The 19,568-nt window shown below is 61.9% G+C and carries 19 protein-coding genes and 1 tRNA gene; 9 read left to right on the top strand and 11 right to left on the bottom strand.

From position 1 onward, the window contains the following. From O3299_RS22450 to O3299_RS22440, 3 genes are all read right to left on the bottom strand, one after another. Positions 1–1,395, bottom strand: a complete 1,395-nt coding sequence (locus tag O3299_RS22450; RefSeq protein WP_305054302.1) for a GntP family permease — start codon at positions 1,393–1,395, stop codon at positions 1–3. 128 nt (positions 1,396–1,523) lie between these two features. Further along, a tRNA-Pro gene (locus O3299_RS22445) sits at positions 1,524–1,600 on the bottom strand. Between the two features lie 54 nt (positions 1,601–1,654). Next, positions 1,655–3,748 (bottom strand): AsmA family protein, encoded by a 2,094-nt coding sequence (locus O3299_RS22440; protein WP_305054303.1) that lies wholly within the window; start codon positions 3,746–3,748, stop codon positions 1,655–1,657. Between the two features lie 132 nt (positions 3,749–3,880). On the opposite strand from O3299_RS22440, the gene O3299_RS22435 reads away from it, so the two are divergent. From O3299_RS22435 to arsH, 3 genes are read left to right on the top strand one after another with little or no spacing between them, the layout of a single operon-like run. After that, positions 3,881–4,252, top strand: a complete 372-nt coding sequence (locus O3299_RS22435) for a helix-turn-helix transcriptional regulator (protein WP_289899829.1) — start codon at positions 3,881–3,883, stop codon at positions 4,250–4,252. After that, a complete protein-coding gene (arsC, locus tag O3299_RS22430) occupies positions 4,249–4,671 on the top strand; it encodes an arsenate reductase (glutaredoxin) (protein WP_289899830.1) in 423 nt (140 codons plus the stop codon). Before O3299_RS22435 ends, arsC begins: the two co-directional genes overlap by 4 nt. Before the next feature lies 1 nt (position 4,672). Continuing rightward, positions 4,673–5,410, top strand: a complete 738-nt coding sequence (gene arsH / locus O3299_RS22425; protein WP_099665333.1) for an arsenical resistance protein ArsH — start codon at positions 4,673–4,675, stop codon at positions 5,408–5,410. Between the two features lie 66 nt (positions 5,411–5,476). Here the strand turns inward: arsH and ispB are convergent, their stop codons facing one another. Then, complete coding sequence (gene ispB, locus O3299_RS22420; RefSeq protein ID WP_099395339.1) at positions 5,477–6,466, bottom strand: octaprenyl diphosphate synthase; 990 nt, start codon at positions 6,464–6,466, stop codon at positions 5,477–5,479. A gap of 304 nt (positions 6,467–6,770) precedes the next feature. On the opposite strand from ispB, the gene rplU reads away from it, so the two are divergent. The 5 genes from rplU to proB all read left to right on the top strand — a co-directional run bounded on the left by rplU (position 6,771) and on the right by proB (position 10,187). Next, positions 6,771–7,082: a 50S ribosomal protein L21 gene (gene rplU / locus O3299_RS22415; RefSeq protein WP_034754730.1), complete on the top strand. Its 312-nt coding sequence runs from the start codon at positions 6,771–6,773 to the stop codon at positions 7,080–7,082. A gap of 40 nt (positions 7,083–7,122) precedes the next feature. After that, on the top strand, positions 7,123–7,395 hold the full coding sequence (gene rpmA / locus O3299_RS22410) for a 50S ribosomal protein L27 (RefSeq protein ID WP_070219281.1): 273 nt from the start codon (positions 7,123–7,125) through the stop codon (positions 7,393–7,395). Between the two features lie 113 nt (positions 7,396–7,508). Continuing rightward, positions 7,509–8,618 (top strand): GTPase ObgE, encoded by a 1,110-nt coding sequence (obgE, locus tag O3299_RS22405; protein ID WP_077400162.1) that lies wholly within the window; start codon positions 7,509–7,511, stop codon positions 8,616–8,618. Positions 8,619–8,630: 12 nt separating this feature from the next. Continuing rightward, positions 8,631–9,041 (top strand): hypothetical protein, encoded by a 411-nt coding sequence (locus O3299_RS22400; RefSeq protein ID WP_035825091.1) that lies wholly within the window; start codon positions 8,631–8,633, stop codon positions 9,039–9,041. 27 nt (positions 9,042–9,068) lie between these two features. Then, on the top strand, positions 9,069–10,187 hold the full coding sequence (gene proB, locus O3299_RS22395; protein WP_251349774.1) for a glutamate 5-kinase: 1,119 nt from the start codon (positions 9,069–9,071) through the stop codon (positions 10,185–10,187). Between the two features lie 177 nt (positions 10,188–10,364). On the opposite strand, the gene O3299_RS22390 is transcribed toward proB, so the two are convergent. From O3299_RS22390 to O3299_RS22360, 7 genes are read right to left on the bottom strand one after another with little or no spacing between them, the layout of a single operon-like run. After that, positions 10,365–11,462 carry an MBOAT family O-acyltransferase gene (locus O3299_RS22390; protein ID WP_305063236.1) on the bottom strand — a complete coding sequence of 366 codons (1,098 nt, stop codon included), beginning with the start codon at positions 11,460–11,462 and terminating at the stop codon, positions 10,365–10,367. A gap of 34 nt (positions 11,463–11,496) precedes the next feature. After that, the gene (locus tag O3299_RS22385) at positions 11,497–12,387 is read right to left on the bottom strand and encodes a hypothetical protein (protein WP_305054306.1); all 891 of its coding nucleotides are present in this window, start codon (positions 12,385–12,387) and stop codon (positions 11,497–11,499) included. A gap of 1 nt (position 12,388) precedes the next feature. Continuing rightward, a complete protein-coding gene (locus tag O3299_RS22380) occupies positions 12,389–14,182 on the bottom strand; it encodes an AMP-binding protein (RefSeq protein ID WP_305054307.1) in 1,794 nt (597 codons plus the stop codon). Between the two features lie 14 nt (positions 14,183–14,196). Continuing rightward, on the bottom strand, positions 14,197–17,055 hold the full coding sequence (locus tag O3299_RS22375) for an AMP-binding protein (RefSeq protein ID WP_305063235.1): 2,859 nt from the start codon (positions 17,053–17,055) through the stop codon (positions 14,197–14,199). Between the two features lie 27 nt (positions 17,056–17,082). Then, positions 17,083–17,730 carry an endonuclease III gene (gene nth / locus O3299_RS22370; protein ID WP_034782448.1) on the bottom strand — a complete coding sequence of 216 codons (648 nt, stop codon included), beginning with the start codon at positions 17,728–17,730 and terminating at the stop codon, positions 17,083–17,085. Then, entirely contained in the window at positions 17,727–18,458 is a 732-nt protein-coding gene (gene rsxB / locus O3299_RS22365) for an electron transport complex subunit RsxB (protein ID WP_251349779.1), read from the bottom strand. The genes nth and rsxB overlap by 4 nt, the downstream gene beginning before the upstream one ends. Next, entirely contained in the window at positions 18,455–18,778 is a 324-nt protein-coding gene (locus O3299_RS22360; RefSeq protein ID WP_143451384.1) for a hypothetical protein, read from the bottom strand. Before O3299_RS22360 ends, rsxB begins: the two co-directional genes overlap by 4 nt. 43 nt (positions 18,779–18,821) lie before the next feature. On the opposite strand from O3299_RS22360, the gene O3299_RS22355 reads away from it, so the two are divergent. Continuing rightward, complete coding sequence (locus O3299_RS22355) at positions 18,822–19,562, top strand: ABC transporter substrate-binding protein (protein ID WP_099665327.1); 741 nt, start codon at positions 18,822–18,824, stop codon at positions 19,560–19,562. The last annotated feature ends 6 nt before the right edge of the window (positions 19,563–19,568 follow it).

The raw sequence follows: 19,568 nt of genomic DNA, 5'->3' as shown, positions 1-19,568 counted from the left end.
TCAGACCAGCCCCGTCAGGTAATACAGGGCAATGACGAGGAACACGGCCACCGTCTTGATGACGGTGATGCCGAAAATGTCGCGGTAGGACTGGCGGTGCGTGAGGCCCGTGACGGCCAGCAGGGTGATCACGGCGCCATTGTGCGGCAAGGTATCCATGCCGCCGCTGGCCATGGCCACCACGCGGTGCATGACTTCCAGCGGAATATGCGCCTGCTGAGCGGCCTGGATGAAACTGTCCGACATGGCGGCCAGCGCGATGCTCATCCCGCCCGAGGCCGAACCCGTAATGCCGGCCAGGGTCGTCACAGACACGGCCGCGTTGACGAGCGGATCGGGTACGCTGCGCAAGGTGTTGCTGACGGCAAGAAAGCCGGGCAGGGCGGCGATGACGCCGCCAAAGCCATATTCGGAGGCCGTATTCATGGCCGCCAGCAAGGCGCCGCCCACGGCCGCCTTGGTGCCTTCCGCAAAGGCGGCGCGGATGCGCCCGAAAGCCGTTGCGCACACGAGCAAAATTCCCAGCAACAAGGCGCCTTCCACGGCCCAGATACCTGTCACGGACGCGATCGACGTGGTCACGGGCGCATGCAGCCCTGGCAACGCCTCGGCGGTGAGCGAGTAGCTGGCACCGTACCAGTGGGGAATCAGCCGGGTCAGCGCAAAGTTGGCCACCCCCACCAGCACCAGGGGCGCTACCGACAGTAGCGGATGGGGCAGGTCGCCCACGTCGGCCTTGGCCTTTTCGGCCTCGGCCCCATAGCCTTCGCCCGTCGCCATGACGGAACGGCGGCGCCATTCGAGGAAAGCCAGCCCCATGATCACCGTCAGCACGGCGCCGATGGTGCCCAGCCACGGCGCGGCCCAGCCCGTCGTATTGAAAAAGGTGGTGGGGATGATGTTCTGGATCTGCGGCGTGCCGGGCAAGGTATCCATGGTGAACGAGAACGCGCCCAGGGCGATGGCGCCCGGCATCAGCCGCTTGGGGATATTGCTCTGGCGATACAGCTCGGCCGCAAACGGATACACGGCGAACACCACCACGAACAGCGACACGCCGCCGTACGTCAGGGCCGCGCACACGGCAACGATCACGGCATTCGCGCGCGAGCTGCCGATATAGCGAATGGCCGCCACGACGATGGACTGGGAAAAACCGGACAGCTCGATGAGTTTGCCGAACACGGCGCCGAGCAAAAAGACGGGGAAATACAGCTTGATAAAGCCCACCATCTTTTCCATGAAGATACCGCTGAAGACAGCCGGCACGGCGGACGGATCGGTGAGCAGCACGGCACCCAGCGCGGCGACGGGCGCAAACAGGATTACGCTGTAGCCGCGGTAGGCGGCCAGCATCAGGAAGGCCAGTGCGGCCAGAACTATCAGGAAAGACATCGGTCAGGCCCTTGCGCGGAAAGTGATCAGGATACTAATGATGTAATTAGTATCATACTTCTCGGCAAGACACCAACGCGCAGGTCAAGGTGCAAGCAGTTGATGCAGGCGCAGTAAGGAGAAAGGGCTGGTCGGGGTGAGAGGATTCGAACCTCCGGCCTCTGCGTCCCGAACGCAGCGCTCTACCAGGCTGAGCCACACCCCGCTTTCCTTCATTACAGCAGATGGCGGGGTGGCTTTCAAGCGGTTGCATCAAGGTCTATTTCTTTTCCTGCTGGGCCTTCCTGATGTCCGCTTCGCTCACTTTCTTGGCTGGCGCGTTCGTCGCCGGCGAGGCGGGGGCCTTGCGGGTGGCGTTTGCTTGCGCCATGACGGCGGCGCAGTCCGTGTCGGGGGCCTTGTCGACGTTGACGAGTGGCAGCAGGGCGGCCAGCGGCGTGACGACGGTGGCCAGGGCCACGGCGGCGCCCGCTTTCAGGGCCAGCGGGCCTTTTTGCGGGCCCACGTCCGGGTTCTTGAACGTGCCTTTCGCGTACAGCGGCGTGCGCAGGGTGATGATGCGGGCGCCCTTGGTGCGTGGGCGCACGTCGAGGTCCAGGGTTTCTCTTGCCAGGTTGACGTTGCCCGTGACATTCACGACGGCCGTGTCCGTATCGAGCACGAAGCGGCGCACGTCGGCCTGGCCATTCGTGACGGCGAAGTCGCTGGCCATGCAATTGAGGTGCACTTGCTTGTCGCCAAAGATTTTGACGAAGACGGCGTTGGCCAGGTTCAGGCCGGCCAGTTCCAGCATGAATTGGCTGACGGAGCCTTCGCTGACGGTGGTCGCCAGTTCGCCATTCGCGCTGGCCAGCATGGCCGAGACGGAGTTGCCGTGGCCCGTCAGCGCCGCGTCGCCATACACTTCGCCGAAACTCGCTTGCATCGATTGCAGCTTGGGAAACAGTTCGCGAATTTTGAGGTGACGCGCCGCCACCTTGGCTTGCGCGGCGATGGTCTTTTGACGGCCGTCGAGCGTGATATTCGAGGTGATGTCGCCACCGGCCATGCCGAAGTTGAGCGGCGTCAAACTCAACACCTTGTCTTTCATGTGGATATGGGCGACGATATCGTTGAACGGAATGTCATGCGTGCGCACCAGTTTCTTGCCCGTGAATTTCACGTCGGCATCGAGCGCATTCCATTTGGCCGTGTTGAACTGTTCCACGGGCAAGGCTTTGTTGTCCGGCTGCACGGGTGCCTTGCCGCGCGCCTGTTTCTGCGCATTGCTGTCGGCGCCGATGGTGGGACCCAGGTCTTCCAGGCGCAATTGCTGCGACGTCACTTCGCCGCGCAGCAGGGGACGCGGCTGGCGCGGCAAGTATTGCAGGGTGCCGGCCAGGTCGCTCTGGCCCACCGTGCCCTTGAAGTCTTGATAGGTCCAGTTCCAGGTGGCGCCGTCTTTCTTGCCCAGCAAGCGTCCCTTGGTGGTGTAGTCCGGCGTTTCCGGCAGCAGCACGCCCGTCAGCGGATACAGGTCGGCCATGCTGGCGCCGGCGAGGCTCAGCTGCAAATCGATGCCGGACAAGGAGCGCGGGTCCGTCAGGGTGCCGTCGATGCTGGCCTTGTTCTTGCCCAGCACGGCATGTGCCTGCACGGGATAGACGGTGTTGTCATCGGTCAAGGACAGCACGGCGCCCGCCTTGCCGCCGCCCGTCACGGGCGCCTTGCGGTAGCTGCCGCCCAGGGTGAATTCGATGCCGTATTTCTGCACGGGCGCGTTGCCTGGCGCATCGCCCGGCGTGGCGTCGGGGGCCGTCGAGCTGACCTTGGCGCGCACGTCCAGCGCGATGCCTTCGTCCAGATAGCGGATGGTGCCGTTGCCGAAGGCCATGCGCTGGATTTCCACGTCCCATGCCGACGGGCCATTGTCCTTCAAGGTCCAGCTGTTGCTGCCGTCGGCGCGCCGTTGCAGGGCAATGTTTGGCGCCTCGAGCGCCAGGTCCGTCAGCACCAGCTTATGTTGCAACAGGGGCAGTGGATGGATGGCCACGTCGATGCGTTGCGCGCTGGCCAGTTGCGGGCCGGCCGTGGCCCAGTCCGGGTTGCTCATGCGCACGTCCTGCGCGCTGATGATGGGCCGCGGCACGTAGCGGCGCCAGCCGGGCTCCGTTTTCAGCCCTTGTTTCCATTTCACCTGCAAATCGCCGCCGATGACGAAGGTGCGGCCCGTGCTTTCCGACACCTTCTCGTTGATGTAGGGGCGCGCGCGGTTCCAGTCGAAGGTCAGTACAAAGATGACCACGACGGCGACCAGGGCCAGCAGGGCGGCCAGGCTCCAGCCGAGGATTTTCAGGGGTGTCGAGCGTGTCATGGGATGCCGATCGCAGTGATTTTTCATCAAGGTAGACCGATAGGCCATGACAGTCGGTGCGCTAGGTTACGTAAGATAGGTAGCCAAGGCGTGTGGCTTGAAAAGATTCAATAATTCGACTATTATTGAAATATGGAAAATACACAGCAAATAGCGAGCGGAGCGACACCGCTGACGAGTACTTCCGCCATCGTGGCCCTGGCCGCGCTGGCACAGGAATCGCGGCTGGCCGTGTTCCGCCTGCTGGTGCAAGCGGGGCCGCAAGGCATGGCGGCGACGAAAATCGCCGAAGCGCTGGCCATCGCGCCCTCGTCGCTGTCGTTTCACTTGAAAGAATTGGCGCACGCCAATTTGGTAACGGCAAGCAAGGCGGGCCGTTCCATCATCTATGCGGCCAACTATGCGGGCATGAACGGCTTGCTGGCCTTTTTGACCGAGAACTGCTGCGCTGGCGCGCCTTGCTGCGTCAGCGAACCACATTTACTGAAGGACATCACGACATGACGATCACGATTTATCACAACACGGCGTGCGGCACCTCGCGCAATACCCTGGCCCTGATCCGCAACACGGGCGTCGAACCCGTCATCATCGATTACGTCAAGCATCCGCCTTCGCGCGAGGAATTGGTCGACCTGATCGCCCGCGCCGGCCTGACCGTACGCGCCGTCATGCGCGACAAGGGCGCCCTGTACGACGAGCTGGGCCTGGCCAATCCGGATTTGCCCGATGCGGCCTTGCTCGACGCTATGCAAGCCCATCCTATCTTGATCAACCGCCCCATCGTCGTCACGGAACTGGGCGTGCGCCTGTGCCGGCCTTCGGAAAAAGTGCTGGAAATCCTGCCGCTGCCGCAGCAGGGCGCGTTTGCCAAGGAAGACGGCCAGGCCGTGGTGGGCGCCGACGGCAAGCCGGTGGCCTGAGATGGCAGACCTTGCCAACGAGTTGCCGAACATCAGCGCCGCGCACCTGGACGTGCCGGACCTGGACAAGCTGGCGCCGGCCAGCGTGTCCACCCACGCGCCGCGCATCTTGCTGCTGTACGGTTCCTTGCGCGAACGCTCGTACAGCAAGCTGCTGACCCTGGAGGCGGAACGCATCCTGCGCCACTTCGGCGCCGACACGCGCGTGTTCGACCCGCACGGCTTGCCCATGGTCGACAGCGTGTCGCCCGAGCATCCGAAAGTGCAAGAGTTGCGCGCGCTGTCGCTGTGGTCGGAAGGGCAGGTATGGTGCAGCCCCGAGCGGCATGGCGCCGTCACGGGCGTGTTCAAATCGCAGATCGACTGGCTGCCGCTGGAAACGGGCAGCGTACGGCCCACGCAGGGGCGAACTCTTGCTGTGATGCAAGTGTCCGGTGGTTCGCAATCGTTCAACGCCGTCAACGGCTTGCGTGTGCTGGGACGCTGGATGCGCATGGTCACCATTCCGAACCAGTCTTCCGTTGCCAAGGCATACCAGGAATTCGACGATGACGGCCGCATGAAGCCGTCGCCGTACTACGAGCGCCTGGTCGACGTGATGGAGGAACTGTACAAATTCACCCTGCTGGTGCGTGACCGCCGCGATTACCTGGGCAGCCGCTACAGCGAGCGGCTGGAAGCGGCGCCGGCCATCGTACAGGAATTGGCGGGCGCGGCGATGGCGCACGAGCGCACGTAGCTTTTCTGCAGTGCATAAAAAACGGCGCCATCGGCGCCGTTGTCTTTGCTGTAGCGCAAATCGCGATCAGTGATTGCGGTCCACGGCAAACGAGCACAGTTGCAGCATGGATTGCTTGTAGACGCTGTCCGGCCAGCCGGCGATGGCATCGGCGGCGCGCTGGCCGGCGATTTCCGCCTGCTTGCGCGTGTAGTCGAGGGCGCCGCTGCTGGTGATGGCCGTCAGGACGGCGTCGAAATGCTGTTCGTCGCCTTGCTCGATGCAGCTGCGCACCAGTTCGCGTTGCTCTGGCGTACCGTTTTCCATCAGCCAGATCAGCGGCATGGTCGGTTTGCCTTCGCGCAAGTCGTCGCCCACGTTCTTGCCGATTTCGGCAGCGTCGCCTGCATAGTCGAGCACGTCGTCGATCAGCTGGAAAGCCGTGCCCAGCGAGCGGCCGTATTCGGCAGCCGCTTCGATATCGTCTTCGCTGGCGCCGGCGATCAGGGCGCCCAGTTGCGCCGACGCTTCGAACAGCTTGGCTGTCTTCGAGCGGATGACGTTCAGGTAGCTGTCTTGCGTCACGTCCGGATCGTGCATGTTCAGCAACTGCAGCACTTCGCCTTCGGCGATCACGTTGGTGGCGTCGGACAGGATTTGCATGACGCGCATATTATTCAGCGAGACCATCAGCTGGAACGAGCGCGAGTGCAGGAAATCGCCCACCAGCACCGAGGCGGCATTGCCGAACAGGGCGTTGGCCGTCTGGCGTCCGCGGCGCATCGACGATTCGTCGACGACATCGTCGTGCAGCAGGGTGGCGGTATGGATGAATTCGACCACGGCGGCCAGTTCATGGTGCGCCGTGCCGCGATAGGCGTGGGCATTGGCCACCAGCAAGATCAGCACGGGACGGATGCGTTTGCCGCCTGCGCTGATGATGTATTCAGCGATCTGGTTGATCAGAATCACATCGGAGTGCAACTTTTGGCGGATCACCGTATTGACTGCGTCCATATCGGCGGCAATCGTTTGCACGATGGTGTTTTGGTTAACGTGTTTGTTAGCGTCAGACAAGGCGAACCTGCATTAGATTGTGGGTGCCGCGATTATACGACAAGGCTTGCGCGTGCGTGACGTTTGCCTATGACTGTAGAGCAATTGATTGATCTGCTTGGCACTGGCGCGCGTTTTGCTGTCCGCCTGGCGCAAGCCTGACATGATGGTCAGGTTGTCGACATACCACGATCGTCAAGCTTTGTGAATACTTTTTGACGCAATTTCTCAGTCCGTGTATAATCGCTGGTTCCCCCTGTTGTGCACGGCTTGCTTTTCATGGCAGTGGGACAAATTCTTTCAACATTTGATGAGGTTTCAAATCATGTACGCGGTCATAAAAACCGGTGGCAAACAATACAAAGTTGTCGCTGGCGAAAAACTTAAAGTAGAACAGATACCGGCAGACATTGGTTCCGAAATCACCATCGATCAAGTGCTCGCAGTAGGCGCGGGCGACAGCATCAAGTTTGGTGCTCCATTGGTCGAAGGTGCAACGGTACTGGTTACGGTTGTGGCGCATGGTCGCCATGATAAGGTCAAAATTTTCAAGATGCGTCGTCGTAAGCACTACCAAAAGCATCAAGGCCATCGCCAGAATTTTACCGAAATCCAAATCGTTTCGATCAACGGCTAATCGCCGCTGTTTGAATTAATCAGCTATCAAGGAGTCTTAAATGGCACATAAAAAAGGCGGCGGCACAACGCGAAACGGCCGTGATTCAGAATCAAAACGTCTGGGCGTTAAAGTCTACGGCGGCCAAGCTATCAATGCTGGCGGCATCATCATTCGTCAACGCGGCACCCCAGTGCGCGCCGGCGAAGGCGTAGGCATGGGCAAGGACCACACGTTGTTCGCGCTGATCGCGGGCAAAGTGAAGTTCGTTGTCAAAGGTGCTGGCTCGAAGCAATTCGTGACCGTTGTACCAAACGAAGCAGTACCAGCGTAATTCATGGCGGAGCGCCAGTTCGCTCCGCCATGATCGCATGATGTAAGGCGCAAGCCTTCAATCGAAAGGCTCTGCCCAAGGTAGAGCCTTTTTAGTTTTATGGCGGCAAAATTATGAAGTTTATCGACGAAGCAAAAATCGAAGTCATCGCGGGCGATGGCGGCAACGGCTGCGCATCTTTCTGCCGTGAAAAATTCCGGCCTTTCGGCGGTCCCGATGGCGGCGATGGCGGCAAGGGCGGGTCCATCTGGGCTGTCGCCGACCGCAATATCAACACGCTCGTCGATTTCCGTTTCTCCAAAATGCACAAGGCTCGCAATGGCGAGCCTGGCCGTGGCGCAGATTGCTATGGCAAGGGCGCGGATGACATCCACCTGCGCATGCCTGTGGGCACCTTGATCATCGACAACGCGAGCGGCGAAATCCTGGCCGATTTGACCGAGCACGGCCAGATCGAATTGCTGGCCAAGGGCGGCGAAGGCGGCTGGGGTAATATCCACTTCAAGTCCTCGACCAACCGCGCGCCACGCCAAAAAGGCGAGGGCAAGGAAGGCGAACGCCGCGAACTGCGCCTGGAACTGAAAGTTTTGGCCGACGTGGGCCTGCTGGGCATGCCGAACGCCGGCAAGTCGACCTTCATTTCGGCCGTCTCGAACGCGCGCCCGAAAATTGCCGATTATCCATTTACCACCCTGCACCCGAACCTGGGCGTGGTGCGCGTGTCGCACGAGAAGAGCTTTGTGATCGCCGATATTCCCGGCTTGATCGAAGGCGCTTCCGAAGGCGCGGGCCTGGGCCATCAATTCCTCCGTCACTTGCAGCGTACGGGTCTGCTGTTGCACATCGTCGACCTGGCGCCGTTCGAAACCAACGTCGATCCTGTCAAGGAAGCCAAGGCGCTGGTGAAGGAATTGAAGAAGTACGACGAGTCGCTGGTTGACAAGCCGCGCTGGCTGGTGTTGAACAAGCTCGACATGGTGCCGGAAGAAGAGCGCAAGAAGATCGTCAAGGACTTCCTCAAGCGTTTCGCCTGGAAAGGTCCCGTCTTCGAGATTTCCGCGCTGAACCATCAAGGTTGCCCGGAACTGGTGAATGCGATTTACCAGCATCTGGAAGCGAAGAAACACAGCGAAAGCCGTGCCGAAGAAACGCAGATGACCGAAGAAGCACGCGGTATCTCGTCGATCGACCCGGATGATCCGCGTTTCAAGATCCTCGACTAAGGCTTTACCCTGATGTCGGTACAGACGGCCGCTGCCGCGCCAGCGCGCAAGCAAGCGTGGCAGCGCCGTGTATTGCATCTGATCGCGTATGCTTACGGGCTGAGCGCGGTCGCCTGCCTGTTGTTCGCCGATGAAATGGCGGCCGGCATGGGCATCTTCCTCAATGGCGTCAATGGCTACAGCCAGTTCTACGCCACGCATGTCGGTGTCTGGGGCGCTACCGCGCTCCTGGCACTGTTCGCGGCACGGCAGGGCGAACCGCCTGTGCTCGGCGATATCACAGCAATGTTGGTCCTGGCGCAGCCCGCCGGCCGTCTGTTCGCGGCCATCAGCTTCGGCTTGCCCCAGGGTTTTGTGTTGTTCATGTGCGCAATGGAGCTGACGGCGGGGCTGGCCTTGCTGCTGCTGCGTCCTGCGCGCTGACGTCTATTAAGTGAAGAGCGCCGCCCCATGGATTCCGTGATTCAAAAAGCTACCCGTATCATCATCAAAGTCGGCTCTTCGCTGGTCACCAACGATGGCCGCGGGCTCGACCATGCCGCCATCGCGCGCTGGGCTGCGCAGATTTCCGGCTTGCGCGCCCTGGGCAAGGAAGTGGTGCTCGTCAGTTCCGGCGCCATCGCCGAAGGCATGCTGCGCCTCGGTTTCGAGCAGCGCCCCACCGATATCCACGAATTGCAGGCCTGCGCCGCCGTCGGCCAGATGGGCCTGGCGCAAATCTATGAAAGCAGCTTCCGTGCCCACAGCCTCGGCACGGCGCAAGTGCTGCTCACGCACGCCGACCTGGCCGACCGCGAACGCTACCTGAATGCCCGCTCCACCCTGACGACCCTGCTGCGCCTGGGCGTGGTGCCGATCATCAATGAAAACGACACCGTCGTCACCGATGAAATCAAGTTCGGCGACAACGATACCCTGGGCGCCCTGGTCGCCAACCTGATCGAAGCCGATGCGCTCGTCATCCTGACGGACCAGCACGGCCTGTTCTCGGCCGACCCGCGCAAGGACCCGACCGCCTACCTGATCACGCAAGGCATCGCCGGCGATCCGGCCCTGGAAGCGATGGCCGGCGGCGCCGGCAGCAGCTTGGGCCGTGGCGGCATGCTGACGAAAATCCTCGCCGCCAAGCGCGCCGCCAAGTCCGGCGCCCATACCATCATCGCCTGGGGCCGCGACAGCGACGTGCTCAGCCGCCTCGCCCAGGGCGAAGCGATCGGCACGGAGTTGCTGGCACAAACGGGGCAATTGACGGCGCGTAAGCAGTGGATGGCAGATCATCTGCACACGGCCGGCGCCGTCGTGCTGGATGCGGGCGCCGTGCAAAAGCTGCGCCAGGAAGGCAAGTCCCTGCTGCCGATCGGCGTGACGGGCGTGAACGGCGAATTCGGCCGCGGCGCCGTGATCACCTGCGTCGACGTGGATGGCGTGCCCGTGGCGCGCGGCCTGTCCAACTACACGAGCGGCGAAGCGCGCCGCATCATGCGCAAGCCGTCCACCGAAATCGAAGCCATTCTCGGTTACATGGAAGGCCATGAGCTGATCCACCGCGACAATATGGTGTTGCTGTAAGCGATAACGGGGCCGATGCCTGCATCGGTCCCGGCCTACAGTTGCCCGTAACGAAATCCCATTCCCAACGCCAGAGGCCATTTCAGCCACAGCAGCAGCAGCAGTCCCCCATACCATAGCGTGAAGAGCCCGTGCACGAGCGGCGCTGGCAGGTAGCGCAAGAGAAATTGGTACACCTTAACTCCCAGGTAACAGTGGTGCGAACAGCACCGTCAGGCAAGACCAGGCCGTTTGCAGGTCCGGCGTCGACGTCAGCGCGAAGCTCAGTATGACAAATTGCAAGGTCAAAAACCAGCTGGAGAATCGCCACAGGGTGTAGCGGCGCAACAGCTCCGCCCATGGCATGTGCTTGCCCCACAGGTGGACGATGGCCAGGCCGGCACCGTGGAACAGGCCCCAGGCCAAGTAGCGCGGCGACAGCTCATGCCACAAGCCCAGCACGATCATGCTGCCCAGGCTGGCAAACAGGTATTGCCGCGTGCGCGTCAGGATGGGCCGGAAAACGAAATCGCGGCACCATTCCGACACCGTGATGTGCCAGCGGCGCCAGAAATCGGGCAGATTACGGGCAGCAAAAGGAAAGTTGAAATTTTCCGGCACGCGTATGCCCAGCAGCGCGGCGAAGCCGATGGCGATATCGCAATAGCCCGAGAATTGCCAATACAGGTTCAAGCCATAACCGAGCAAGGGCAGATAGGCATCGAGCCAGGCGTAACCGGTGGACAAATTCAGAGTGTTGAATTTGAAATTGAGAATATACCCTGCGAGTAAAACCACCTTGCAATAACCGTACAGCATGCGCTGCAGTGCTGGCGAAGCGAGTTGCCTGTCCCAGCGCGCGCGCAGTAGTTCCATGCGGAAGGCATCGTAACGCTGGACCGGACCGACGGCCAGGGTGGGCGGGAAGAGCAGATAGCCCAGGGTCGTGCCGGTGCGGCCATCGCGCGCGATGCCACCGCCGCCATGCTCGGCGATCAGGTGCCAGGCTTTCAGCGAGACGAAGGCGTAGCCCAGGTAGGCGGCCATGCCATGGCCGGCTTTCGCGTACTGGTAAGCCAGAAAGGCGAGCAAGACACCCGTCAGGCCCAGCGTCTGCATCAGGGCTGGGCGCCGCCATCGGGGGCCGCAGATGAAGGCCAGCCATGCCAGCAATGCACCCCAGGCCGCCATGCTGGCCCAGCCATCATGCCATAGCAGCGCGCCGCCTGTGGCCACCAGCAGCCAGGGGCGCCAGGCCACTGGCAAACGCCAGTAAAGCACGACCAGAACAAGCATGCACAGCATGCCAAAAATTGTCAGCCACACCATGTCAACCCCTGTCCCGCAACTGCCGTAACTGGGTTTGCCACCAGGGAGCGAACTGACGCGCGCCCTGCGTGTTCAGATGGCTGGCGTCGCAATAAAGGTTTTGTTCGGTGAGTGCGGGCGAGGCTAGATAGATGATGTTTTGGCTCGCAGGCAGCAATGCTTGCAAGCGCCGCTGCCAGTCTGTCTTTTGTTGCGCCGTCTGTTGTTCAATCAACAATGATCGCCTCACATCGAGCAGTATCACCCGCACGCCCCGCTGCGCCAGTGTGGCAATGTTGTTGATCAGTGCAGCATCGAAGGTGCCCTGTCGATACAGATTTTGTAGTTCGGCAGCATGCTGCCGTATTTGTGACGCGCTTAATTTCTTCAGCTCCGGGCCGCAGGTAAATGCAAGTTCCTGATCATTGCGCTCCCAGTATCGCGGTGGCGAGGCAAGTTTGCCAGCGGTGAGCAATGAAGCAGCTTGCTTGCCCCAGTGCCAGACATCTTCGCGTAGTTGATCCATTGTCGCGTTGCCATCATCTGGCAAGAACAGGTTCTGTTCGAGGACCAGCACCTCCGGTGGGCGGCTGCCAAGGGTGGCGAGGCTCGATTGCAAATAGCCGATACCTGCGCCGCCTTTCGTCATCCGCATCCAGGCGATGTCCGGCAGCTCGGCACGCTGCACATTGGCTGTTTGCGGGGTGGCGGCATGGAGCAGGGACGAACCCAGCGCCAGCACGCGCCATTTCCCTTCTGGCCTGGGCGCGTCGAGAAACGTTTTCGTCTGGCCTGCAATCGTATTGTCGTAGCGTGGGCCGGGCACATGACGCAGCAGTATGCATAGTCCGACCACGCCAGCTGCCAGCGCCGCACTGTATGGCCAGATGCGCAGAGGAAGTGCGTTCGCCATCTCAGCGCGTCAGCCGCTTGATCAGTTGCACGGTGGCGTCCATGGTTTCCATATGCACCACATCCGATGGACTCAGACGCACCTTGAACAGCGTTTCCAGGCCGATCACGAAGTTGATATGTGCCAGCGAATCCCAGCCTGGCGTATTGGCGGGGCCTGAATCCCCCTTCAGCGCACTTGCCGGTAAATTGAACAGGTCCGCGGCCAGCGCAAAAATGTCTGCCTGCTGATTGCCCTGGGCGCTTGCTTCCTTGGGCGCAAGCGATAGCGCGTGCTGCAACTGTGCCGTGATGACCTTGCCTGACGGCGTGCGCGGCAATTGGCCGGTAAAACTAATGCGTTTCGGCAATTCGTGTGCACCCAGATGTTGGGCGCAATGCAGCAGCAGTTGCTGGTTGTCCGCCTCCATGCCAGGGCGCAATACTACGCAGGCGACGGGGATTTCGCCCCACGTCGGGTCAGGCAAGGCGACGGTCGCCGCTTCCAGTACGGCCGGGTGTTGCATCAGTACGCCATTGATGGCTTCCGGCGACAGATTGTAGCCGCCACAAATGATCACGTCCTTGATGCGCCCCGTGATCCAGTACACGCCATCGCTGTCGCGCCGTGCCAGGTCACCCGTATGCAGCCAGCCATTGCGCAGGACGGCAGCGGTCGCTTGCGGATTGTCCAGGTAGCCCTGCATCAGGTTGGCACCTTGCAGGCACAGTTCTCCGGCCTCGTCGCAGCCGGCCTCGCTGCCATCGTCCCGCAAGATTTTTGCCAGCATGTCGCGCGGCATGCCCACGCTGCCGATCTTGTGGCTGGCCGCGTCCGGTCCCGCATAGAGGCCGCAGGTTCCCGTTTCGCTCAAGCCGTAGGTATTGATGAGCTTTACATTGAAACATTGGCTGAAGCTGGTCCAGGTAGCCGCGCTCAAGGGGGCGCTGCAGGAAACGGCGAAGCGGAAATGGCCATTCTCGAAGTTTTCCGCCAGGTGGGCGCCATATTGCTGCATCAGGGCCAATGCCGTGGGCGCGGCGATCAGGTGCGTGACTTGTTCGCGGTAGATCGCAATCAGGATGCTCTCGATGGCGACAATGCTGAATGGCGCAGGACGCACCAGGGTACAGCCGCGTTGATAAGCCAGCAGCACGCCTTGCACCAGGCCATCGGCATGCGATAGCGGCATCAGGTTCAGCAGGCGTGATGCGGGCGTCAGCGCGTAATGTTCGCCGATCGTCCGCAAATGCGCGAGCAGGGCGGGCCAGTGCATTTCCACGCCTTTCGGACGGGCCGTACTGCCGGAGGTGAACACGACATAGGCAGGCCCCTCCTGTCTTGCCGGCGGCAACGGTGCCGGTGCGGGAGCGGACAGCAGGCCAGGCCAGTTGTCCAGGTCGGCTGGCGCCCGCCGTCCCAGCAGCTTGTTCAGCAGCAAACCCTTGGCCTGGACAGTGCCGACGCGTATCTGCTGCGCCGGCAGAGGGACACCCTCGGCGCGCCACAGGTCGATGGCGTCCGCATCGGCAATGACGCCATCGATATGCGTATGCTGCAGTAAATCCCTGACTTGCCGCACCGAGGTTCCCGGATCGAGCAGCAGGGGAATCGCGCCGGCCCGCATGCAGCCGAGCAACAAGGGCGCATAGGCCAGATCGTCGCGCACCATCAGCAGCACGCGTTTATTGTGCAGTTCGCTGCTGATCAGCCGGGCAGCCACTTGCAGGATTTGTTCCTCCAGATGGCTATGCGACAAAGACTTGGGGCCGATCAGGAATGGCGTATTCGCAGGTGTGGGACGAGTCTGAAACATGTTGAGCGTATCTGTTATGGTGTGATTGAATGGGCCAGCGCGCGGCGGTCGAGTTTTCCTGCGGCCGTGTACGGTAACGCTGCCTGGATGCGCAGGTCACGGGGGAATGCCTCGATTTGCGCGTGCTGGCGGCAATAGGCGACAAAAGCGGGTAATTCGAAGCCGCCGTCGACCACCAGCATGCCGATCAGTCCCTGTGGTCCTGCGGTGATGGCGGCTTCCCTGACGTGTGGATAGCTGCACATCGCCCGTTCCAGCGGGGCAGGGTGGACGATGTCGCCATATTCGTTCTTGAGCTGGTCGTCGTGCCGGCCCAGCAAGGTAATGTTGCCGAGGCCATCGTGGCTGGCAATATCGCCAGTGAAGATCCAGCCATCGCGGGCGATGGACGCCGTTTGCGCCGGATCGCGCCAGTATTCCAGCATGAGCTGGTTGCTGTGCACGCGCAATTCCCCTGTTTGTCCTTTTCCGAGCGGCATGCCCCTGTCATCGCAGATTTGCACGATGGCGCCGACGGCGCGGCCGCAAGCTTGCGTGGCGCCGGGCGCGTGCTGGAACAGCATGCACAGCCCCCCCGTTTCCGTCAGTCCGTAATAATCGATGATGGCGAGCCGCATGCGCTCGCTCAAGGCCGTGTGCAGCGACGTTTGCAGGGGCGCGCCCGTGGAAATGATTTGCCGCAAGCTGGCCGGGTGCAGGGTCAGGTGGGCCGGCAGCAACTGCAGCATGGCTAGCCAGGCGGGGCCTGTCGCCAGGACGGTCACGCCATGGCGCTGGGCCGCTTGCAAGGTCTTGCCGACATTGCCCCGTTCGTTTTCATCGGCCAGATACACGCTGGCACCGGCAAACAGGGCGGCGACCATGGGGTTGCGCAAGCCGCTCATGGTGTGGCAGTCGCCCAGCGACAGCAGGATGTCGCCATCATGCCAGCCAAATTCCGTCGCCGCCAGCTGGCCGCTCTGCATGAGGGCGCGCTGGCTGTGGACGACGCCCTTGGGGATGCCAGTACTGCCAGAAGTAAACAGGATCACGGCAGGATCGTCGGGGTGGACGGCCTGTCCGGGCAGCTCCGGCGTCGGCGGCAGCTCCATCCAGCCTTCCAGCAAGGCTGATAATTCAGGCAATGCGCAATCTGGCGGCAAGACCGCCGCCGCTTCCTGGCCGATATCGTCGAGCAGCAGCGCCGGGCAGCTTGCCAAAGCGGCGGCGCTGTGACGGGGATGATCCAGCACCAGCAGGGCGGGAGCAATGCGTTCCAGCAAGGGTTGCAGCAAGGCGGACGTGTCCGTCAATTCCTTGCGCAAGGGAACCACGACAGCGCCGATGCGCCAGCAGGCCCAGCTGAGCAGTACCGCTTCAGGGTGGTGGGCACACAGCATGGCGACGCTGTCACCTGCCCGCACGCCCATCGCCAGCAAGCCCCGTTGCAACGCCGGCACGAGTAGCTCGACTTCGGCCCAGCCAAAGGCGCTGTCGTCCATGCCGCACAGCAGGAGCGGGCGCTGCTGGTACAGCGTGGGCAGTAATTGCCACAGATACTCAAAGGTTTCTTCCTGTGGCAGCGGACGCACGATCTGGCTGGCATAGTACGATTGCAAGCGTGCCATGGCGCCGCTGATGGGGGCCATCTGCAGCAGTTCCATATCGACCATGTTCCTGGCTTGCTGGCAAACGTATTCCACTGGCAGGCGCAGGCGCTGCGCCACTTGCTCCAGGGTACGTAGCTGGCCCAGCTGGAACAGGATCTGCAATTCTTCAGCGCTCAGTTGTCGTGGTCCGAGGCGCGCCAGGCGTTCCGCATAACAAGGATGGCGCACCAGCAAATCTTGCATCAAGCCACCCAGCGCATCGGTATCGGGCACACACCAGCCGTTCAAGCTGTCGAGCCGCAGCAAGGCATTGACGACGGCGCGCGATGAGGGCAATGCCAGGTCGAGATCGGCCTGGCGCAGGGGCGCCCCTTCCCATGCGGGAGGCACCAGCGCCACGACGCCGTTGTAGTGTGCAGTGTCCGGTTCGCCATGCAACTGTCCGATGGCGTCGAACAGGGTTACCTCCGACATCACCAGCGTCTTGCGTTCGCCGCGTGCTTGCGCAGCATCAAAGCGCTGCTGGTAGCAACGGCCGTGAATAATGTTGCCGCCGCGCTCGAAGTACGGCGTGGGCTGGCTATTGGCCATGTGTACATGCGGGAAGATGATCGGCGCATCGCTGCGGGCGATGCGCAGCATGTCGCCGGCGAAGGTCAGTGGCGCATAGCGATGCAGTGAATCAAGGCCATGAATCAGCGCGAACGTGCCGTCGCGAAAAGGCATGGGACTACCTGGAGGCAAGAAAATAATGTCATGGTTGGGCGCGCGCTGTCCAGCGGGCAACCAGTGCGCATATCCCATGTAGCCGAGCACATCGAAGTTGCCTTCCCATACAGAAATGACATGTTGCTGGGGAAACGCCGCAGCCAGCATTTCGCCACTCCAGCCCGTTCGGCCCCAGGTGTCGAGAATGAGGTCGCCAGGTTGCAAATGCTCCCTGATCAGGCCCAGCAAGGCATAAAAGGCGCGGGTGGATTCATTGAAGGGTTGAAAGGCGGCGTAGCGGTCGGGAATGCGGCGCACATGGCGGCGGTGCATGAAGGACAGATAGTCGGCGCTGGGCGTCAGCTGGGCACGCAGTGCCGGCAGCATATGGGCATCGCCGCCTTGCCGTGCTTCCGTAAAGAGCACAAAGCCTTGCACGACGGGAACGGTAATCGCGCACGCCGGACAGCTCAATATCGCTTCCAGCAACGGTGCCGACGCCCCGGCTGGCGTGTTGCTTTGCAGGGGCTGTCGGCAGGCGGGGCAAGCCAGGGTATCTAGTGTCGTTTGCAACATGGTGTCGCCGTTCGTAAAGGTGTGTTGTCAGACCACGGCCGGCATCGGCGACTTGTCCTTGTAGTCGCACAGGTCGGCAATCATGCAGTTCCAGCATTGTGGCTTGCGCGCCGTGCACGTGTAGCGGCCGTGCAAGATGAGCCAGTGGTGGGCGTCGTGCAGGAATTCCTTGGGGATGAATTTCAGCAGTTTTTGCTCGACGATATCGACATTCTTGCCCGGCGCGATGCCGGTGCGGTTCGAGACGCGGAAGATATGCGTGTCCACGGCCATCGTCGGTTCGCCAAACGCCGTGTTCATGACCACGTTCGCCGTCTTGCGGCCCACGCCGGGCAAGGCTTCCAGCGAGGCGCGGTCGCGCGGCACTTCGCCGCCGTGCTGCTCGAGGAGGATCTGGCAGGTGGCGATGACGTTCTTCGCCTTGGTGCGGAACAGGCCGATGGTGCGGATGTAGCTGGCCAGCTCGTCCACGCCCAGGGCCAGTATCGTGGCCGGCGTATTGGCGACCGGATACAGCAAGCGGGTCGCCTTGTTGACGGACACGTCCGTCGCCTGTGCCGACAGCAGCACGGCGATCAGCAGCTCGAACGGCGTCGTGTAGTCGAGTTCCGTTTTCGGGGAAGGATTGGCGGCGCGAAAGCGCGTAAAGATTTCCAGGCGTTTGGCGGCGTTCATGCGTCTTTTTTCGGGGTGGTGGGGGCTGGCTGGGGGGTATCCGTGCTGGCGGCAGCGGCCTTGGCGCGCGCGCGCTCCATGGCCGCGGCGATGATGGCGCGCTTGCGTTCCTTTTCCGCCTGTTCATCGGGCGTGACGGGCACTTCCTGCGTCACTTCGCGCATCTTGGCGACGGCCTTGGCGGCCAGGCGCGCTTCGTTTTCCTCCGTTTCGCGGCGCAGGCGCTGCGTGCGGAAATCGTGGCGCGCGCGCGCGTCGTCTGCTTCTGCCTGGCTCCAGGCATCCCAGCCCGTGGCGTCGCCGCTGACCGGGTACATGACGATGCAATCGACGGGGCAGGGCGCCACGCACAGGTCGCAGCCCGTGCACAGGCTTGTCACCACCGTGTGCATCTGCTTGGCGGCGCCGACGATGGCGTCCACCGGGCAAGCCTGGATGCACAGGGTACAGCCGATACACAGCGATTCGTCGATATAGGCGACAGATCGCGGACGTTCGAGGCCGTTGACGGGATTGAGCGGGATGACTTTTTTGCCCAGCAAGCCGGCCAGGCGCACGATGCCTTGCGCGCCGCCCGGTGGGCACTGGTTGATGTCGGCGCTGCCGGCGGCAATCGCTTCCGCATACGGGCGGCAACCGTTGTAGCCGCATTTGGTGCATTGCGTTTGCGGCAGCAAGTCTTCGATCTGGTCGGCAAGTGAGGGAGGGGCAGGGTGCGGCACGGTCATCTTCCACGGTAAAACGCCATTATCGGCCATCCGGCGCGCGCACAAGTAAAAACCTGTTGCGCAAGAGGGGATAGCCGGCGCCATGACAGCCTGTTGCAGGCGCGCCGCAATCGTATTTTATTTCCCATGGGAATGTCAAAGTGCAAATAAACAACTTTGCAATTTCTTTTTTTTGTGGGAGCATGATTTTTATCAAGCCAGTGATCAAAAAAAGCCGACCGCCAGTCCTGTTGCCGCGCCTGCATTGCAAGGTGCGCCAGGCCATAGGAGCCAAACATGCGTTTCCTCCGGACAGTTGGTTTGCCCTTCTGTTTGTTCATGCACTCTGCACTTGCCCTTGCACACGGGCAGGCTAGTTCCCCCATGGCGGCGCCGGGCGCTGCCAGTTCGCGCATCGTCCGCTTCGCGGCGGAAGACTGGCCGCCCTTTATTTCCCGCAGCCTGCCGGCCGACGGCATGTCGGGCGCCATGGTCAGCGCCGTTTTCGAGCGTCTCGGCTATACGGTCAAATATGACTATTTTCCCTGGAAGCGCGCCATGCAGTTTGGCCTGGCCAGTTCCCGCTATGCCGGGTTTCTGGCCGTGTGGCGCACGCCGGAACGGGAAAAACTCTGCCACTTTTCTGTTCCGGTTGGTAACACGCAGGGTGTGCTGGCCTACCTGAAAGAGGACGGCGTGCCTGGCGCCAGCCTCGCCGACCTGGGCAAGCTGCGCATCGGCACCGTGGCCGGCTACTCGAATGGGGAACAGTTCGATGGCATGGTGGCGCGCGGCGAGCTGAAGACGGAAGAGGGTTTGAACGACGCGACGAATCTGAAGAAACTGTTCATCAAGCGTTACCGCGTGATCGTCATCGAGCGCCATGTCCTGCAGCACTTGTTGATGGGGCGCAACTTCAGCAAGGCCGAGCGCGAACGCATCGCCGTCATCGATACCGTTTTCAAGGAGCGTCCCGTGCATGTGTGCTTCCAGCGCGATGCCGGGGGGGCGGCGTGGCAAAAACGCTTCAACGAGGCGGCGCGCGATATCGATACGGCCCGGCTGGAACGCGATTACTGGAAGCGGCTCGACCAGAGCCTGGCGACCGCCCCGGCGACTCCCTGACACGGC

It is taken from the genome of Janthinobacterium sp. SUN176, from assembly GCF_030587335.1.
GTDB classification, from domain to species: Bacteria; Pseudomonadota; Gammaproteobacteria; order Burkholderiales; family Burkholderiaceae_D; genus Janthinobacterium; species Janthinobacterium kumbetense.
Note: the sequence above shows the minus strand (reverse complement) of the source record. Positions and strands in the feature narration are given on the sequence as shown.

Coding starts and splice junctions, on each gene's coding strand:
- rplU (WP_034754730.1), top strand. CDS start 6,771: ATGTACGCGGTCATAAAAACCGGTGGCAAACAATACAAAGTTGTCGCT.
- O3299_RS22355 (WP_099665327.1), top strand. CDS start 18,822: ATGGCGGCGCCGGGCGCTGCCAGTTCGCGCATCGTCCGCTTCGCGGCG.
- proB (WP_251349774.1), top strand. CDS start 9,069: ATGGATTCCGTGATTCAAAAAGCTACCCGTATCATCATCAAAGTCGGC.
- rsxB (WP_251349779.1), bottom strand. CDS start 18,458: ATGACCGTGCCGCACCCTGCCCCTCCCTCACTTGCCGACCAGATCGAA.
- arsH (WP_099665333.1), top strand. CDS start 4,673: ATGGCAGACCTTGCCAACGAGTTGCCGAACATCAGCGCCGCGCACCTG.
- O3299_RS22400 (WP_035825091.1), top strand. CDS start 8,631: ATGTCGGTACAGACGGCCGCTGCCGCGCCAGCGCGCAAGCAAGCGTGG.
- O3299_RS22380 (WP_305054307.1), bottom strand. CDS start 14,182: ATGTTTCAGACTCGTCCCACACCTGCGAATACGCCATTCCTGATCGGC.
- O3299_RS22385 (WP_305054306.1), bottom strand. CDS start 12,387: ATGGCGAACGCACTTCCTCTGCGCATCTGGCCATACAGTGCGGCGCTG.
- O3299_RS22375 (WP_305063235.1), bottom strand. CDS start 17,055: ATGTTGCAAACGACACTAGATACCCTGGCTTGCCCCGCCTGCCGACAG.
- nth (WP_034782448.1), bottom strand. CDS start 17,730: ATGAACGCCGCCAAACGCCTGGAAATCTTTACGCGCTTTCGCGCCGCC.
- obgE (WP_077400162.1), top strand. CDS start 7,509: ATGAAGTTTATCGACGAAGCAAAAATCGAAGTCATCGCGGGCGATGGC.
- O3299_RS22440 (WP_305054303.1), bottom strand. CDS start 3,748: ATGACACGCTCGACACCCCTGAAAATCCTCGGCTGGAGCCTGGCCGCC.
- O3299_RS22450 (WP_305054302.1), bottom strand. CDS start 1,395: ATGTCTTTCCTGATAGTTCTGGCCGCACTGGCCTTCCTGATGCTGGCC.
- O3299_RS22390 (WP_305063236.1), bottom strand. CDS start 11,462: ATGCTTGTTCTGGTCGTGCTTTACTGGCGTTTGCCAGTGGCCTGGCGC.
- rpmA (WP_070219281.1), top strand. CDS start 7,123: ATGGCACATAAAAAAGGCGGCGGCACAACGCGAAACGGCCGTGATTCA.
- O3299_RS22360 (WP_143451384.1), bottom strand. CDS start 18,778: ATGAACAAACAGAAGGGCAAACCAACTGTCCGGAGGAAACGCATGTTT.
- O3299_RS22435 (WP_289899829.1), top strand. CDS start 3,881: ATGGAAAATACACAGCAAATAGCGAGCGGAGCGACACCGCTGACGAGT.
- arsC (WP_289899830.1), top strand. CDS start 4,249: ATGACGATCACGATTTATCACAACACGGCGTGCGGCACCTCGCGCAAT.